Origin of the sequence: Lentzea sp. NPDC051208 (assembly GCF_040682435.1) — a bacterium.
Taxonomy (GTDB): Bacteria; Actinomycetota; Actinomycetes; order Mycobacteriales; family Pseudonocardiaceae; genus Lentzea; species Lentzea kristufekii.
The window spans coordinates 148,025-167,624 of the sequence record NZ_JBFBAW010000010.1; the positions used below are offsets into that span (position 1 = coordinate 148,025).

Below are 19,600 nucleotides of genomic sequence, written 5' to 3' on the forward strand. Positions count from 1 at the left end.
TGGCCGGGCGGCCCGCCGGTCATTCCGCGGCCATGCGCTCCCGCAGGCTGCGCGGCCTCATGTCGGTCCACACCTCGTCCACGTGGGCGGAGCACTCCTCTTTGGTGCCGCGGAACCCGTCCGGACGCCATCCCGCCGGCACCTCGTGTGTCGCGGGCCAGAGCGAGTACTGCTCCTCGTCGTTGAGCAGGACCTGGTACTCGATGTCGTCCCTCATGCCATGACGTCCTTTCGTGGATATGCGCGGAGAACGGGATGCACGGTGACCAGCACCGTGATGACCGCGATGCCGCTCGCGCACAGCAGCACCGCGCCTGATCCGGGAAGCAGCTCGGCCAGCACGCCGCCCAGCGCGGGGCCCAGGGCGGCGGCCGTGCCGACGGCGACGTTCATGACGCCGCTCAGCCGGCCGCGCAACGAGTCGGGTGTGCGCAGCAGCTGGTAGGTGGTGATCACCGTGTTGGCGGTGGGTGCGAGCAGTGCCATGCCGGCGAACAGCGCGCCCATCAGGTAGCCGTTGGAGATGAACACGGCCAGCGGCGCCAGGAGGGTCAGCGCCCAGAACACGCCGGCGATCGCCTGGTGCGGCGACAGCTTCGCGCTCAGGCGCGGGGCGATCAACGCTCCCACCACACCGCCGACGCCGAGCATCGCGGCCATCACGCCGATCTCGCCCAACGGCACGCCACGGGACTGCGCCAGCACGATGATCACCAGGTAGTACGCGCTGAAGAACATGTTGAGCGTCATCGCGCACCACGCCGTCACGCGCATCTCCGGCCTGCCCAGCACCCACTTCAGGCCGTCGAGCAGTTCGCGGGCGAAGGGCCGGCGCTCGGCCGGCGGCGAAGGCGGTACCCGCAGGAAGAGCAGGCCCACGAACGCCAGCGCGTGCGTCAGGGCGTCGACCGCGAACGGCACCCAGCGGCCGGCCGCCACGAGGAAGCCGCCCAGCGCGGTGCCCGCCATCTGCCCGACGGACGACCGCGCGGCGTTGAGCGACACGGCGGTGGCGAGCTGCGACTCCGGCACGATCCGCGGCAGGCTGGCGTCCTCGGCGGGTTCGAAGAGCGCCCGGCAGGCGCCCAGCACCGCGGCCACGGCCACCATGTGCGGCAGGGTCGCGGCACCCTGCCACAACGCCACCGCGAGGCTGGCCACGGCGACCGCCTGCCCCGCCTCGGACCAGAGCATGACCCGCCGGCGGTCCCAGCGGTCGGCCAGCACGCCGCCGGGCAGCCCGACGACGAGCTGGGCCACCGCGTCCACGGCGAGCACCAGGCCCGATGCCGCCGCCGAGCCGGTGACCATCAGCACGACCAGCGGGAAGGCTATGAGGGAGGCGTTGAAGCCCACCTCGGACACGGCCTGGCTGCCCCACAGCAACCGGTAGTCGCGGTTGCGCGACAACGGGGTCATCGCGTCTCCCGGCAGTCGGCGGCGATGGCGCGCAACGCCGCGGCGAAGTCGTCGACCAGTCCGGCGACGGGGACGCGGTGCACGACACCGAACGTCATCCGCCCGTCCGCCACCTCGCCGACCACCTGCACCACGTGCGGGTCCTGGTCGACGTGGTCGCGGCCCACCGCGGACAGCACCTCGCCGAACAACGACTCGTCCTCGGCCCGCGCGTCGAACTGACCGAGGTAGTTGAACGAGACCGGCGCCTCGACACCCGGCACGCGGTCCGCCCAGCGCAGCGCGCCGTAGCCGAAACCGTTGCCCGGCACGCGGCGCAGTTGCTTGCGCGCGGACTTCACCCGGTCGCGCCAGGAGGAGCCGGTGACCTCCAGCCGCACCGGGAACATCGTGGTGAACCAGCCGACCGTCCGGGACAGGTCGACGTCGTCGAGCACGTCCTCGCGGCCGTGCCCCTCCAGGTCGATCGTCACCGCCGGCGTGCCGGTCCACCGTGCGAGCGCCCAGGCCAGTGCCGCGAGCAGAACGTCGTTGATGCCGGTGCGATAGGCGGTGGGGGCGCCGCGCAGCAACGCGTCCGTGTCCTCGGCGTTCAGTTCGAACGACGAGGCCGCCTCCTGCCCACAAGCGTCGAGCTCCGCAGCGCCGAGCGGCTGGGCGGTGATCGACCGCCAGTGTTCGATCTCGTGGTCGAGCGCGCCCGAGTCCACGAAGGACTCCAGCCGCACCGCCCAGTCGCGCACGGAGGTGGACTTGCGGCCGAGATCGATCGGCTCGTCCCGCAGCGCCTGGTGGTAGGCGGTGTCGAGGTCGTCGAGCAGGATGCGCCACGACACGCCGTCCACCACGAGGTGGTGCGCCACCAGGAACAACCGCCGCGACCCGAAGAGAGCCGCCCGCAGCAGCGGTCCACGCGCCAGGTCGAAGCCCGCGTGCAGTTCGTCGGCCACCCGCTCGAGGTCGTCGAGCGGGTGCTCGGACAGCACGTCGGCCGGTTCGAACGGCGGATTGTGCTGCTGCCAGCCGGACTCGCCGGACGTGAACCGCATCCGCAACGCGTCGTGGTGGCGCACCAACGCCTTCAGCGCCCGCCGGAGCGCGGCGACGTCCACGTCCGACGTCAGCTCCACCAGGTGCGACTGGTTGAAGTGGTGCGGAGCAGTCCGGTCACCCGCGAAGAACCACCGCTGGATCGGCAGCAGCGGCACGTCGCCGACGACCTCCGCGCGGTCGCCGGTGTCGGTCTCCGCCGTGACGTGCGGCGCGAGCCCGGCGATCGTCTGGTGGGTGAACAGGTCCTTGGCGGTGAAGTGCAGACCGGCGCGGCGGCCGCGGGCCACGACCTGGATGCTCAGGATCGAGTCGCCGCCGAGAGCGAAGAAGTTGTCCTCCACGCCGACTTCCGGCACGGCGAGGACGTCCGCCCACAACGAGCACAGGGCGCGCTCCACGTCGTTACGAGGTGCGACGTGCGTGGTGGTGGCGGTGAACTCCGGTACCGGCAACGCCTTGCGGTCGACCTTGCCGTTCGGGCTCATCGGAACCTCGTCGATCGCGACGAACGCGGACGGCACGAGGTAGTCCGGCAGCGTCTGCGCCAGGAACTCGCGCAGGTCGTCCGTGACACCGACGACGTAGGCCACCAGCCGCTTGTGGCCGCCGAAGTCCTGCGCCACCACCACGGCCTCCCGCACGGACGGGTGCCTGAGCAACGCCGACTCGACCTCACCCAGCTCGACGCGGAAGCCGCGGATCTTCACCTGGTCGTCGGCGCGCCCCACGAACTCCAGCTCACCGTCGCGGTTCCACCGGACGACGTCACCCGTGCGGTACATCCGCCCAGGCCCGAAGGGATTCGCGAGGAACCGTTCCGCCGTCAGCCCCGGCCGGCCGAGGTACCCGCGGGCCAGCTGAGGACCGCTGACGTACAGCTCACCCGGCACGCCGACGGGAACCGGCCGCAGCAAGGAGTCGAGCACGTGGACCCGAGTCCCGGGCAACGGCCTGCCGATCGGCGGCACACCGCCCGGTGTCAACGGCCCGCTCCACGACGTGACCACGGTGGACTCGGTCGGCCCGTAAGCGTTGATCATGCGGCGGCCAGGTGCCCAGCGGGCCACGAGCTCCGCGGTGCAGGCGTCACCGCCGACGACCAGGGTGCGGAAGTCGGGCAGCAACCCGTCCTCCCGGGGCACGTCCGGCACGGTCGCCATCGCCACCGGCGGGATCAGTGCGTGCGTGACCTTGTTGTCCCGCAGCACCTCCGCGAGCTGCTCACCCAACAGCGGCCCTTCGGGCGGCACGACGAGCGCGGCACCGGCCGGCAACGACATGCACAGCTCCAGCACCGACGCGTCGAAGCTGGGGGAGGAGAACTCTAGCACCCGGTCACCGGGCCGGACCTCGAAGTGCTCGATCTCGGCTGCGGAGAACGACGCGAGCCCGGCGTGCGTGACCACCACGCCCTTCGGCCGTCCCGTCGAACCGGACGTGTAGATCACGTACGCGGGCTGCGCCAGGTCGACCGGCACGCCGAGGTGCGACGCGTCGTACCCGCTCGCGTCCAGCGGACCGTCCACCACGACGACCGGATCGGCGTCGCGCAGCATGAACTCGACGCGCTCGGCCGGGTAGTCCGGGTCGATGGGCAGGAACGCCGCACCGGTCTTCAGCACCGCCAGCTCGGTGACGATGATGTCCACCGATCGCGGCAGCTGCACCGCGACGATCCGCTCCGGGCCCGCGCCGCGCTCGACCAACAGCCTCGCGAGCCGGTTCGCCCTCGCGTCGAGCTCGGCGAAGCTGATCTCGCCCTCGGCGTGGATCAGCGCGGGAGCGTCCGGCGTGCGGGCGACCTGCCGTTCGACGAGCTGGGCGAACGAGCAGGGCGTGACCTCCCGCGTGATCTCCTGGGAGGCCTCGTTCCACGCCTCCAGCTGGTCCAGCTCGGCCTGGGTGAGCATCGGCAGCCCGGCCATCGGGAGCTCCGGTGCCGCGACGGCGCCGTCCACGAGCACGTGCAGGTGCCGTGCCAGCAGCTCGACCGTGGCGCGGTCGAACAGGTCGGTGTTGTAGGTGATGGCGCCGTGCAGTTCGTCGCCGGCCTCGGTGAACTCGAACGCCACGTCGAACGACGCCGTGTGCACCGGCAGGTCGACGTCCTCACCCACCAGTCCGGGCAGCGAACCGGCCCGGCTCGGCGCGTTCTGCAACGCCACCAGCACCTGGAACAACGGCGTGCGGCTCGGGTCGCGGTCGGGCTGCACCGCGTCCACGACCCGTTCGAACGGCACGTCCTGGTGCGCGAACGCCTCCCGGACCGTCCCGTGCACCGCGCCGAGCAACTCGCGGAAGCTCGCCGATTCATCCACTGTGGACCGCAGCGTCACCGTGTTGACGAAGAAGCCGACGAGCCGTTCCAGCTCCGGGTGCTCGCGCCCGGACGACACCGTGCCGACCGCGATGTCGTCCTGCCCGGTCCAGCGCCGCAGCAACAGCGTGCACGCGGCGACGAGTGCCGTGAACAGCGTCGTGTCCTGGCCGCGAGCGAGCTCGCGCAGGCCGCCGGCGGGCAGCGCGATCTCCACCGTCGCACCGTTCGTGGTGTGCGTGGGCGGGCGCGGGCGGTCTGTCGGCAGCTCCAGCGCGGGCACGCCGGCCAGCTGCGTGCGCCAGTAGCCGAGCTGTTCGTCGAGCGGCAGGGATCGTTGCCAGGCGGCGAAGTCCGCGTACTGCACGGGCAGCGGCGGCAGCGGCTGACCGGCGTAGAGCGCGCTCAGCTCCTCCATGATCAGCCCGCTGGACCAGCCGTCCGTGACGATGTGGTGCATCGTCAGCGCCAGCACGTGCTCGCGCGCCGACACCCGGATCAGCAACGGCCGCAGCAGCGGGCCGGTCGTGAGGTCGAACGGCGTGGTCGCCTCCCGCGCCAGGATCGCCTCGACGTCACCGATGGCCACCGGGATCTGCACCGGCGCAGGCGGGTGCACCACCTGCACGGCCCGGCCGTCGACCTCGTGGAACGTCGTGCGCAGCGACTCGTGCCTGGCCACCAGCGCGGACATCGCCGCGGAGAGTGCCGCGACGTCGAGCTCGCCGGTCAACCGGACCGCCAGCGGCGTCACGTACTCCGTGCCGCCGGGCGTGAGCTGGTCGAGGAACCACAACCGCTGCTGCGCGAACGACAGCTCCAGCTCGCCCTCCCGCGACACCACCGGAATGGTGGTCATGCCGCGTCCCGGCAGGAGCTCCGCGAGGCCTTCCACGGTCGGATGGCCGAACAGGTCACGCGGGGTCAGGTCGGCGCCGAACTCCGCCCGCAACCGCGAGATCACCCGGATGCTGCTGATCGAGTCACCGCCCAGTTCGACGAACCGGTCCGTCACACCGACCCGGTCGACTCCGAGCACGTCGGCCCAGATGCCGGCGATCGCGCGTTCGGCGTCCGTGCGCGGCGGCACGAACTCCTGCGTCGTGGCGGACTCACGGCCGGGCTCGGGGAGCGCTCGCACGTCCAGCTTGCCGTTGTTGTTGAGCGGCAGGCGATCCAGCCGGACGAACGCCGACGGCACCATGTGCTCCGGCAACACCGCCGCGGCTCGGGCGCGCAACTCGTCGACCGGGGTGTCACCCACGACGTAGGCGATGAGCCGCTGGTCCTTCGCGATGACGGCGACCTGGTCGACGGCCGGGTGCAGCACGGCCTCGATCTCGCCCAGCTCGATCCGGAAGCCCCGGACCTTCACCTGCTGGTCCGCCCGGCCCAGGTACTCCAGGTTCCCGTCCGCACGCCACCGCGCCAGGTCACCGGTGCGGTACATGCGTGCCCCGGAAGAGACATCACTGCCGAACGGGTCCGCGACGAATCGCGACGCGGTGAGACCCGGCCGGTCGAGGTAGCCGCGCGCCAGCCCTTCGCCGGCCACGTACATCTCGCCGACCACGCCCGGCGGAACCGGCCGCAGGTGCTCGTCCAGCAGGTAGATCCGCAGGTCCGGGATCCCGGTGCCGATCAGGCTGCCCGGCGCGGACTCCGCCAGCGCGGGGTCGAGTGCCAGGTAGGAGACGTGCACGGTCGTCTCGGTGATGCCGTACATGTTCACGAGCCGTGCATCGTGGTGCGTGTACCAGGCCGAGAGCCGCGACAGGTCGAGCGCCTCGCCACCGAAGATCACGTACCGCAGTGCCAGCGGCACCTGCTCCTCGGCCATCAGCTGGTAGAAGGCCGACGGGGTCTGGTTGAGCACCGTGACCTGCTCGTCGTGCAGCAGCTGCAGGAACGCCCGCGGTGAACGCGACACCTCGTGCGGCACCACGACCAGCCGGCCGCCGTGGAGCAGCGGACCCCACAGCTCCCACACCGAGAAGTCGAACGCGAACGAGTGGAACAACGTCCACACGTCGTTCTCGTCGAACGAGAACCAGTCCGAGGTCTGCTCGAACAGCCGCACCACGTTCGCGTGCGGCACGACCACACCCTTCGGCACGCCCGTGGATCCGGACGTGTAGATCACGTACGCCGGGTTGTCCGCCCCGAGTGCGGTGACCGGGTCGGTGTCCGGGAAGCCGCTCAGGTCCGGCAGCGACTCGAGCACCGTCACCGGCGCGGTGTCGGAGACCATCCGCGCGACGCGCTCCTCCGGGTAGCTGAGGTCGATCGGCAGGTAGGCCGCGCCGGACTTGAGCACACCGAGGATCGCCACCACCAGGTCGGTGCCGCGCGGCAGCCGCAACCCGACGTACCGCTCGGGCCCGGCTCCGTCCGCGATCAGCCGGTGTGCCAACCGGTTCGCGCGGGCGTTGAGCTCGGCGTAGGTGAGATCGCCGACCGCGACACGATCCGGTGTGCGGGAGACCTGGGTCTCGAACAGCCCGGGCAGGGTGGTGGTGGGCCGTCCCGTGGCGGTGCCGTTCCACTCGACCAGGACGCGGTGGTCCTCTTCGGGCGTCGTCCACCGCACGTCCGCGAGCGACTGGTCCGGCCGTGCGACGAACTCCCGCAGCATCAACGCCATCCGGCCGGCCAGCGACGTGATCGTGGACGCGTCGAACAGGCGCGGGTCGTAGGTGAACTCGAAGTGCAACGCACCGTCGTCGGCATGGGCTCGCACGGCCAGTGGCAGCGTCGTGGTGTCACGACTCTCCACCACGTCGACCCGCAGCTCGTCGTCCGCGCCGACCGGGTAGTTCTCGAACGCGAGCAGGCTGTGGAACAGTTCGCCGCCCAGTCGTGCCAGGGAAACGTGGTCGTACGCGCGCGCTTCGCTCTGTGCGGCTTGCAGATCGCGCAACCACTCCACCACCGGGCGGTCGAGGTCGACGACCACCCGCGACGGCACGGTGTTGATGAACATGCCGATCATCGAGTCGGAACCGGGCAGCTCAGCGGGACGGCCGGACACCGTGGTGCCGAACACCACGTCCCGTTCCCCGCTCAACCGCGCCAGCAGCAACGCCCACGCGCCCTGCACCACGGTGTTGACCGTGAGCCCGTGCTCGCGCAGGTCGGCCAGCGGCAGGTCGAGCCCCAGCACGGCGCTGGACTCGGCCGGCCCCTGGGGCCTGCGGTCGTACGGCAGCGGCGTCGGTGTGGTGAACCCGTCCAGCACCCGGCGCCAGTACCCCTCGGCGGCCGCGCTGTCCTGTCCGGACAACCAGCGGAGGTGATCGCGGAACGGCCTGCGGGCGACCGGCTGCTCGCCCCGGTACTCGGCGATCACGTCCGAGAACACCTGTGCCGTGCTCCAGCCGTCCAGCAGCACGTGGTGCGTGGACCAGACGAGCCGCACCCGGTCGCCGTCCTGGGAGAAGTCCAGGCGCAGCAAGGGCGACTGCTCGCGCCGCACGACCTGCACCGGCTCGTCGACGCCCTGCCAGACGACGTCCGCGCGCAACGCCGGCGTACGCGCGATCACCCGTTGCCAGGCATCGCGGAAACGGTCGAGGTCGACGTCGAGCAGCAGTTCCAGCCGGTCGACGTACACGTCGGCGTCGTCGATGCTGTGGAACACCATGCCCGACTGCAACGGCGTCAACGGGTAGGCGTCCTCGACGTCGCCGAGCGCGTCGACCTGCTCCTGGGTCAGCCGGACGAGCGGGAAGTCGGACGGAGTGCGCCCGCCGGGGCTGGTGCGGCAGTGTTCGACGATCTCCCGCAACGCCCGCAGCATGTCGTCCGCCTGGCGACGAGCCTCGGCCTCGGGCAGTCCGTGGTCCCAGTCCAGCACGAGCCTGCCGCCGTCGACCGCGGCGGTGATCTCCACCAGGTGCGTCGGAATCTCCGGGATGCCGGTGTCCAGGCGACCGCGGAACACCCCGTCGCTCTCGCCGTCGTCCCACTGGCCGAGGTAGTTGAAGCACACCTCCGGCAGGTCACCGGTCAGGCCGCTGTCCGGCGTGAGGTAGCGCAGCACCTCGTACGACAGTCCGTCGTGCGGAATGGCCCGCAGCTGCTCCTTGACGGACTTGAGCACGACACCCCAGTCGCCGTCCGGGAGTGCGAGCGACACCGGGAACTGGCTGGTGAGCCAGCCGACCGTGCGGGACACGCTGTCGTCACGGCCGTGACCCTCCAACGCGAACACCGGCGAGACGGCCTTGCCGAGGGCGCTGAGCAGCACGTCGTTGATCCTGGTGCGGTAGACACCGGGAACGTCGCGCAGCAACGCCGCGGTGGTCTCCTCGTCCAGTTCCACGGTGAAGTGGTGCCGCTCGGCGGGCACGGTCGCCGTCCCGAGCGGAATCGACCGCCAGTACGGCAGAGCGTCGGCGAACTCGGGAGCGCGGCGGTTCAGCTGGTGCGCCCACTGGGTGAACGGCAGCGTGGCCGGCGGCAGGGGATCACCGCGATAGGCGGTCTCCAGGTCTTCGAGCAGGATCCGCCAGGACACCGCGTCGATCACCAGGTGGTGCGCGACGAGCAGCAACGTGCCGTCCACCAGCGTGGCGCGGAACAACGGTCCACGCGCGAGGTCGAATCCATCCACAGTGGACTCGAACTGCGGCAGGGGTGCCGTGGCCTCCTGCCCGCCGTCGGCGAACCGCAGCCGCAACGCCTCGTGGTGCTCGGCGACCACCCGGACGGCGCGGGCGAGCGCGTCGACGTCGGTGCCGGGCGCGAGCTCGAGGCGCATCGACATCGTGTAGTCGTCGCGGCCGACCTTGTCGAAGAACCAGTGCTGGATCGGGGTGAGCGGCGCCGGCCCGGTGACCAGGTCGTGGCTCACCGGGGCCGGCGCCTCCTGCGCGGCGGCGGCGAGCGCGGCGACGGTCTGATGGACGAAGACGTCCTTCGACGAGATCATCAGACCGTGCGCACGGGCTCGGGCCACCACCTGCATGCTGAGGATCGAGTCGCCGCCGAGCGCGAAGAAGTTGTCCTCGGCCCCGACGGTTTCAACCCCCAGCACCTCGGCCCAGGTCCGGGCCAAGAGGACTTCCCGCTCGGTGCGCGGCGCGACGAACTCGCGCGACGCGAAGTGCGGTTCGGGCAGCGCACGGCGGTCGACCTTGCCGCTCGGCGTGAGCGGCAACGACTCCAGCCCGACGAACGCCGACGGCACCAGGTGCGCGGGCAGGAACCTCCGCGCCCAGTCGTTCAGGGCCGGTATCGAGGTCCCGTTCGATGAGAGTCGCGCCTGAGGTGGTTCCTGGCGGTGCGGCCGGACGGCCCGCATACCGCTGTTGTATGTGGGTTGTCCGGCCGTGCCCACCACGTAGGCCACCAGTCGCGTGTCCCGGCCGACGACGACCGCCGCCGAGACGTCCGGGTGACGCAGCAGCACGGCTTCGACCTCGCCGGGTTCGACCCGGAAACCGCGGATCTTGAGCTGGTCGTCGGCCCGGCCGAGGAACTCCAGCTGCCCGTCGTCCGTCCACCGCACCCGGTCGCCCGTCCGGTACATCCGGGCCCCGAAGTCGTTCTCGGACGCGAACGGGTCGGCGAGAAAGCGTTCCGCGGTCAGCCCGGGACGGCCGAGATACCCGCGCGCGACCTGTGCGCCCGCCACGTACAGCTCTCCAGGCACGCCCACCGGCACCGGCCGCAGGTCGCCGTCCAGCACGTACGCCCGCTGGTTCGCGAGCGGCCCGCCGATCACCGGCCGCGGCCCGGCGATGCGGCACGAGGTCGCGTCGACCGTGCACTCGGTGGGGCCGTAGAAGTTGTACGCCCGCACGTCAGCGAGCTGGTCCCACAGATCCGGTGGCACCGCCTCGCCGCCGATCGTGATGATCTCCGGCGCCCGCTCCAGCAGACCGGAGGCGATGAGTGCCCGCATGTGCGCCGGCGTCGCGTCCAGCACGTCGATGCCCTGCGACCGCACGTGTTCCACGAGTGCCACCGCGTCGAGACGCACGTCGTCGGGGACCAGGTGCAGCTCGTGACCGCACGCCAGCAGCGCGAGACCTTCCAGCGCCGTGTCGAACGAGAACAGGGCGGTGTGCGCGACCCGGAGAACGCGCGAGCCGAACAGCTCCCGGTGGTGTGCCACCAGGTTGGTGAGGTTGCGGTGCTCGACCGCCACACCCTTCGGCGTGCCGGTCGACCCGGACGTGTAGATCACGTACGCGGTGCTCGCCGGGTCGATCGACACGGCGGGGTCCGTGCCGGGGAAAGCGTTCAGATCACCGATCTCGTCCAGCACGACCACGGGCTGTGCGTCGCGCAGCAGCAGTTCGACGCGTTCGGCGGGCAGTTCACGATCCACCGGCAGGTAGGCGGCGCCCGACTTGAGCACGGCGAGGACCGCCACCACGAAGTCCGCCGAGCGCGGCAACCGCAGCGCCACCAGGCGTTCCGGGCCCGCGCCCAGCGAGATCAGCCGGTGCGCCAGGCGGTTCGCCCGTTCGTTGAGCTCGGCGAACGTGAAGGATTCGACGGCGACCAGCGCGGTGGCGTCCGGCGTGAGCAGGGCCTGCCTCTGGAAGAGGTGCGGGAACGGCGGGTCGGAGACCTCCAGTGCGGGACCCGCCTGCAGCGTGCCGTGGTCGGTCAGGGACGGCTCCCGGCCCGCCGCGATCTCGCCGAGCAGCGTCACAAGATGCCGGGCCATCCGCTCGATCGTCGGTGCGTCGAAGAGGTCCGGGTTGTACTCGACCGCGCCGAGCAGCACGTCACCGCGTTGCTGGAACTCGAACGTCAGGTCGCACGTCGACGTGACGACCGGCAGCGGCACCTCCTCGACGGCGAGACCGGCGATCGCCGGCACCTCGTCCGCGGTGTTCTGCAGCAGCACCATCACGTCGAACAGCGGGTTGCGGCTGGGGTCGCGGTCCGGCCCCACGGCGTCCACGACCCGTTCGAACGGCACGTCCTGGTGCTCGAACGCGTCCAGCACCGTCTGCCGCACCTGGGACAGGAACTCCCCGAACGGCCTGCCGTCCACTGTGGAGCGCAGTACGAGGGTGTTCACGAAGAAGCCGACCACGTTCTCCAGCTCGGCCCGCTCGCGCCCGGACGTCACCGTGCCGACCGCGACGTCGGACTGCCCCGAGTACCGGCTGAACAGCAGCTGGCAGGCCGCCACGAGCGTCGTGAACAACGTGGTGTCACCGTCGCGCAGGCCCGCGACCGGCAGCTCGAACTCGTGCATCGCACCGGACGTCGTGCGCACGGCGGGCCGGGGCCGATCGGTCGGCAGCTCCAGCGGCGCCACCCCGGCGAGCTGCTCCTTCCAGTACCGCAGCTGCGCGTCGAGGTCGAGACCGCGCTGCCACACCGCGAAGTCCGCGTACTGCACGGGCAGTGCCGGCAGCTCCCGGCCCTCGTACAGCGCGGCCAGCTCGTCGGTGAGGACCGCGGTCGACCAGCCGTCGGTGATGATGTGGTGCAACGTCAGCACCAGCACGTGCTCGTCGGCACCGAGCCGGACGAGCCGCGTGCGCAGCAACGGTCCGGTGCTCAGGTCGAACGGCGCGGTCGTCTCCTCCAGCAGGATCGCGTCGAGGGCGCCGTGGTCGGGGCGCAGCCGCACTTCGTACGGCTCGCCGATGATCTGCAAGCCGTCGGTGAACGTCGTGCGCAGCGACTCGTGCCGCGCCACCAGCGCCGTCAGCGCCTCGCTCAGCTTCGGCACGTCCAGCGGACCGCGCAGCCGCAGCGCGGTCGGCGTGATGTACTCCGTGCCGCCGCTCTCGAACTGGTCCAGGAACCACAGCCGTCCCTGGGCGAAGGACTGCGGAACCTCCACCCGCGACGCCACCGGGATCGTCGTGGAGTCACCCTCCCGCAACGCTTCCGCCAGTTGCGCCACGGTGGAGTGCTGGAACAGCACCCGCGGCGACACCTGCACCCCGAACGCCGCCCGCAGCCGCGCGACGACCCGGATGCTGAGGATCGAGTCGCCGCCCAGCGCGAAGAAGTCGTCCTGCGCGCCCACCCGTTCCACGCCCAGCACCTCGGCCCACGCGGCCGCGACCAGGCGTTCGGCGTCGGTGCGCGGTGCCACGAACTCCGCGGAGGCGAACTCGGGGGCGGGCAACGCCCTGCGGTCCAGCTTCCCGCTGGACGTCATCGGCAGGTCGGCCAGCTCCACGAACGCCGCGGGCACCAGGTGCGCGGGCAGCATGCGGCCCAGCGCCTCCCGGACCTCGACCTCCGGCGTGCCGACGAGGTAGGCGACGAGGCGGTCGTCCACCGCCACCACGGCGGCCTGCCGCACCCCCGGCACGTCCAGCAGCGCGGCGACGATCTCGCCCGGCTCGATGCGAATGCCGCGGATCTTGACCTGGTCGTCGGTGCGGCCGAGGTAGTCGAGCACACCGCCGGAGAGCCACCGGACGCGGTCGCCGGTGGCGTACATCCGCGTGCCTGGCTCGAACGGGTTCGCCATGAACCGCTCGGCAGTCAGCCCGGCGCGGCCGAGATAACCGCGAGCCACCTGCGCACCCGCCAGGAAGAGCTCACCGGGCACACCCACCGGCACCGGCCGCAGGCCGTCGTCCAGCACGTACGCCCGCACGTTGTGCCCAGGCCCGCCGATCACCGGCCGGTCGTGGTCGGCGAGCGCGCAGTAGGTGGCGTCGACGGCGAACTCGGTCGGCCCGTAGTAGTTGAGGCCGATCTCGCGCACCTCCTGCCACAGCGACTCGTCCACGGCCTCGCCACCGAGCATCAGCGTCCGCAGCCCGGCGTCGAGCAGGCCGGCGGGGAGGAGCTGACGCGCGTAGGTCGGCGTCACGTCCATCACGCCGATGCCGTGCTCCCGCACGTACCGCACCAGCGCGGGAGGGTCGAGCCGCAGGTCCTCGCCGATGACGTGCAGCTCGTGCCCGGCGGCGAGGAACAGCAGGCCCTCCCACGACGTGTCGAACGAGAACGCCGCGGTGAGCGCGAACCGCAGTGGTGCGTCAGGGATGAGCGTCGCCCGGTGGTCGGCGTAGAGGTTCGCGAGCTGGGCGTGCTCGATCACCACCCCCTTCGGCGTGCCGGTCGACCCGGACGTGTAGATCACGTACGCGGGGTGGGCCGGCAGCACCTCGACGTCCAGGGCGTGCGAGGGAAACGCGCTGGTGTCCGGCAGTTCGTCCAGCACCAGCACGGGCTTCGCGTCGGCGAGCAGGAAGTCCCGGCGGCCGGGCGGGAGGTCGCGGTCGATCGGCAGGTAAGCCGCGCCGGCCTTCATGACGGCGAGCAACGCGACGACCATCTCCTGCCGCGGCAACGCCAGACCCACGAGTCGTTCCGGACCGGCGCCGTCGGCGATCAGCCGGTGCGCCAACCGGTTCGCGGCGGCGTCGACCTCGGCGAACGTGTGCGGCCACACCGCCACCGCGTCCGGTGTCGCGGCGGCCTGCCGCGCGAAGACCTCGTGGTAGAGCTCGCCGGACGTCTCCAGCTCGGTCCACGCTGCCAGGTCGAGCTCGCCCGGCACCGTCCACGGGAGCGCGCCCACCGGGCGGCGGGGGTCGGTGGCGATGCCGCTGAGCAGGACGTGCAACCGTTCGCTCAACCGCTGCGCGGTGGCGGCGTTGAACAGGCGCGGGTCGTAGGCAAGGTCGAAGCTCAGCCGGTCACCGAGGTGCGCCGTGAGCGTGATCGGCAGATTCGTCGTGTCGGTCGCGGTGACCTCCACGACGCGCGGCGCGGCCGTGGACTCGCGGTCGAACGGGTAGTTCTCGAACACCACGACGCTGTCGAACAGCCCGCCGCCGAGCCGCGCCAGCGAGACGTGCTCGAACGTTCGCGCCTCGCTCTGCGCCTGCTGCAGGTCCCGCAGCCAGGACGCGGCCGGCTGGTCGTCGTCGACGGCCACCCGCGTGGGCACGGTGTTGATGAACATGCCGATCATCGACTCGACGCCGGGCAGCTCGGCGGGCCGTCCGGACACGGTCGTGCCGAAGACGACGTCGCGAGTGCCGCTGTGCCGGGCCAGCAGCACCGCCCACGCGCCCTGCACCACCGTGTTGACCGTGATGCCGTGCTCTCGCACACCCGTGCGCAACGCCTCGGAGTCCTCAGTGGACAGCGAGACGCGGATCGACTCGGTCGACTCGGCCTGATGGGCCTCGGCGGGTTTGCGGTCGTAGGGCAGGGGAGTGGGCTCGGCGCCGTCCAGCACCTCGGCCCAGTACCGCTGCGCGGCCGACGTGTCCTGCTCGGCCAGCCACCGCAGGTAGTCGCGGAACGGCCGGCGGGCGAACACGGGTTCGCCGCGGTACTCCGCGACGACCTCGGCGAACACCTGCGCGGTGCTCCAGCCGTCCAGCAGCACGTGGTGCGACTCCCACACCAGCCGCACGCGGGAACCGCCCGACGGGATGATGTCGATGCGCAGCAACGGGGACGCTTCCCGGTGCACCACCTGCACCGGCTCGTCCACGCCCTCCCAGACGATGCTCGTGCGCAGGACCGGCGTGCGGGCGATCACCCGGCGCCAGGCGGCGCGCAGCGCCTCCGGATCGTCGACGCCGTCGAGCACCAGCTCCAGCCGGTCGACGTACGCGGCCGGGTCGAGCAGGTGGTGGAACAGCATGCCGGCCTGCAGCGGCGTGAGCGGGTAGACGTCCTCGACGTCGGCGGGCAGCGCGTCGACCTGCTCCTGGGTGAGGCGGGCCAGCGGGAAGTCCGAGGGCGTGTGGCCGCCGGGGCTCGTCCGGCAGTGCTCGACGATCTCCCTCAACGACACCAGCATCCGCTCGGCCTCGGCCCGCGGGCTCTCCCCGGCGTACGACCAGGTGAACCGCAGGCAGCCGTCGGCCACCACGCCGTTGACCTCGACCGGGTGCCGGGCGAGGTCGGGTCCGGGGACCTCGTGGCCGCCTTCCCAATGACCGTGGTAGTTGAAGCACAGGTCCGGCAGCTCACCGCTCAGGCCGCTGTCCGGGGTGAGGTACCGCAACGCCTCGTACGACAGGCCCTTGTGCGGGATGGCCCGCAGCTGTTCCTTGACCGACTTGAGGACGGCACCCCAGTCCCCGCCGGGGAGGTCGAGCGACACCGGGAACTGCGTGGTGAACCAGCCGACGGTGCGGGACACGTCGGCGTCGAGCACGTCGCGGCCGTGACCCTCCAGCGTGAGCTCCCGGCGACCGAGCGCGGCGAGCAGCACGTCGTTGATCTGCGTGTGGTAGACGCCGGGCACGTCGTGCAGCAGCGCCGCGGTCGTCTCCGCGTCGAGACTCACGGTGAAGCTGTGGCGTTCTCCCGTCGCCACACCACCGGTCGGCTGACGGCGCCAGTGCGGCAGCGCGTCGCGGAAGTCCTGGCGCGTGAGGTGGTGCGCCCACTGCGTGAACGGCATCGTCGGCGGGTCGAGCGGCTCACCGCGCCACGCCTTTTCGAGGTCCTCCAGCAGGATCCGCCACGACACGCCATCGATGATCAGGTGGTGCGCGGACAGGTAGAGCCGCGGCCCGACCAGCACCGCGCGCAGCAACGGCCCGTTCGCCAGGTCGAAGTCGCGGTGCTCGAAGGAGTCCGCGACCTCCAGCACCGGCCGTCGCGCACCGAGCTCCATCCGCCCGCCGACGAACCGCAGGCGCAGCGCCTCGTGCTGCGCCACCACAGCGTCCAAGGCGTGCTGAACGTTCACATCGGACGGCACGTCGACGGCGACCGACATCGCGTAGCCGGTGTCGCCGTCGTGCTCGAAGAACCACCGCTGGATGGGCGTGAGCGGCGCGGGACCCTCGACGTGCGCGAACTCCGCCTCGACCGCGGGTGCCGCCGCGAGTGCCAGCTCCGCCACGGTCTGGTGGCGGAAGACGTCGCGCGACGAGAGCTGGAGCCCGCTCCGGCGGGCACGGGACACCAGCTGGATGGCGAGGATCGAGTCACCGCCGAGCCCGAAGAAGTTGTCGTCCACGCCGACGCGCTCGACACCCAGCACCTCGGACCAGATGCCCGCCAGCGTCTCCTCGGCCGGCGTGCGCGGCGCCTGGAACTCCTCGCGCGCCAGCACCGGCGCGGGCAGCGCCTTGCGATCCACCTTGCCGTTGCTCGTCAACGGCACCCGATCGAGCGTGACGAACGCGGCCGGCACCATGTAGTCGGGCAGGCTGTTCTTCAGCCACGGCCGCAGATCGGCGCGCGTGCCGACGACGTAGCCGACGAGCCGGTCGTCCCGCGCCACCACCACCGCGTCGGTGACGTCCGGGTGCCGCAGGAGGGCGGCCTCGACCTCACCGGGCTCGATGCGGAAACCGCGGATCTTCACCTGGTCGTCGACCCGGCCCAGGTAGTCGAGCTGCCCCTCGGCCGTCCACCGCACCCGGTCGCCCGTGCGGTACATCCGGGCCCCGGAATCCTCCTTGGCCGCGAACGGGTTCGCGAGGAACCGCGACGCGGTCAGTCCCGGCTGTCCCAGATAGCCGCGTGCGACCTGAGCCCCGGCCAGGTACAGCTCGCCGGCCACCCCGACCGGCACGGGACGCAGGTCGGCGTCGAGCACGTGCGCCTGCAGGTTGCTCAGCGGCCTGCCGATCACCGGCCGGTCGCCCTCGACCCTGCACGACACCGCGTCGACCGTGCACTCGGTGGGGCCGTAGAAGTTGTGGGCGTTGGTGCCGGCCAGCTCGCGCCAGAGCCGTTCGCCCAGCGCCTCACCGCCGAGCATCAGCACGCGCGGGTGGTGGTCGAGCAGCCCGGCCGGGATGAGCTGCTGCAGGTAGGACGGCGTCAGGTCGAGGAAGTCGATCCGGTGCCGGCCGACGTAGGAGACCAGGGCGTCCGCGTCGAGCCGCACGTCGTCACCCAGCAGGTGCAGCTCGTGCCCGGCTGCCATCAGCACCGGGCCCTCCCACGACGTGTCGAACGAGAACACCGCGCTGAGCGCGGCCCGCATCCGCTCGCCGCCCGCGAAATCGGCGACGTGGCTGTGCAGCAGGTTCACCAGGTTGCGGTGTTCGACCACGACGCCCTTCGGCGTGCCGGTCGATCCGGAGGTGTAGATGACGTAGGCGGCCTGGGACGGCACGATCGGCACAGCCGGGCCGGCTGCCGGCAGATCGCCGGTGTCCGGGAGCGCGTCGAGCACCCGCACGGCACCGGCGTCGGCGCGCAGGTGTTCCTGACGGTCACGCGGCAGGCCGGGATCGATCGGCAGGTACACCGCACCGGACTTCAGCACCGCCAGCAGCGCCACGATCGCGTCCGCCGTGCGGGGCAACGAGACCCCGACCACCTGCTCGGGCCGCACGCCCTCACCGATCAGCCAGTGCGCCAGGCGGTTCGCCCGCGCGTCGAGTTCGGCGTACGTCAGCGTGTCGGCGCCGCAGACCAGTGCCGTGGCCTGCGGTGTGCGCCGGACCTGTTCCTCGAAGATCGCGGTGAACGTCGTTGCGGGCGCGTCGAGAGCGGTGGAGTTCCACTCCCGCATCCGGTCCAGCTCGCCCCTCGTGACGAGAGGCAATGCGTGCACCGGCCGCGACGGGTCGTCGGCCACACCGCCGAGCAGCACGAGCAGGTGCTCGCCGAGCCGTTGCACCGTCGCCGCGTCGAACAGGTCGGTGCTGTACTCCAGCACGCACTCCAGCTCGTCACCGCGTGGCGTGAACTCCACGGTCAGGTCGAAGTCCGCCGCCCACCGCTCGACGGGCACGTCCTCGACGGTCAGCCCGGGGAACGCCGGCAGGCCCCGCTCGGTGTTCTGCAGCAACACCATCACGTCGAACAACGGGTTGCGGCTCGCGTCCCGGCTCGTGCCGACCGCGTCCACGAGCTTCTCGAACGGCACCTCGTCGTGCAGCGCGTGGTCCTGCCGCAGCAGGTCGGTGAACCGTCCGTCCACAACGGACCGGACGACCGCGGTGTTGACGAAGAACCCGACGACCCGGTTGAGCTCCGGGCGGGTGCGGCCCGAGGTGACCGTGCCGAGCACCACGTCGGACTGGCCGCTGTAGCGGGCGAACAACACCTGGCAGGCCGCCATCAGCGTGCCGAACAACGTGCTGTCGTGCTCTCGCGCGATCCGGTCCAGCCCGCCGGTGATCGCGGCCGGCACCACGAACCGGTGTGCCGCGCCGGCACCGGAGCGTTCGGCCGGACGCGGCCGGTCGGTGGGCAGCTCCAGCGGCGACAGACCGGCGAGCCGGTCCTTCCACCGTCCCAGCGCGTCGTCCCAGCGCTGCTCCCGGTGCCATGCCGCGAAGTCCGCGTACTGGATCGAGGGCTCCGGCAACCGCTCACCGCGGTACAGGGCAGCCAGCTCGTCGGTGAGAACCCCGAGCGACCACCCGTCGGTGACGATGTGGTGCGCGCCGAGCAGCAGCACGTGGTCCTGCGGCCCGAACCGGACGATCAGCGCGCGGAACAACGGCCCGCGCTCCAGGTCGTACGGCCGCGCGAACTCCGCCGTCAGGTCGCACTCGCCGACAACGGGCACGTCGATGTCCCGGGCCGGATGGACGACCTGCACGGCGGCGCCGTCGCGTTCGGTGAAGGTCGTGCGCAACGCCTCGTGCCGCCGCACCAGTTCCTGCACGCACCGCACGAGCTTCGGCACGTCGAGCGGGCCGCGGAACCGCAGCGCACGCCCGGAGTTGTGGTCGTTGCCGCCCGGACGCAGCCGGTCGAGCAGCCACAGCCGGTGCTGGGCGGGAGAGGTGGGCAACGGTCCCGTGCGCGGCACCGCCGGGATCACCGGGGTGGCGGGCACGGCACCCGCGAGACGTTTGCGCAGCTGGTCCCGCAGGTGTGCGGGCAGGGCGGAGGCGCGGTCCTGCTTGGAGGTGGTCATGTGCT

The 19,600-nt window shown here is 71.6% G+C and carries 3 protein-coding genes; all 3 read right to left on the minus strand.

Going from position 1 to position 19,600, the window contains the following annotated elements; translation table 11 throughout:
* Positions 1-19: 19 nt before the first annotated feature.
* From AB0M48_RS25005 to AB0M48_RS25015, 3 genes are read right to left on the minus strand one after another with little or no spacing between them, the layout of a single operon-like run.
* Positions 20-217, minus strand: a complete 198-nt coding sequence (locus AB0M48_RS25005) for an MbtH family NRPS accessory protein (protein ID WP_266032438.1) — start codon at positions 215-217, stop codon at positions 20-22.
* A complete protein-coding gene (locus tag AB0M48_RS25010) occupies positions 214-1,419 on the minus strand; it encodes an MFS transporter (protein ID WP_363846274.1) in 1,206 nt (401 codons plus the stop codon). The genes AB0M48_RS25005 and AB0M48_RS25010 overlap by 4 nt, the downstream gene beginning before the upstream one ends.
* Entirely contained in the window at positions 1,416-19,595 is an 18,180-nt protein-coding gene (locus AB0M48_RS25015) for a non-ribosomal peptide synthase/polyketide synthase (RefSeq protein ID WP_363846276.1), read from the minus strand. Before AB0M48_RS25015 ends, AB0M48_RS25010 begins: the two co-directional genes overlap by 4 nt.
* Between the last annotated feature and the right edge of the window lie 5 nt (positions 19,596-19,600).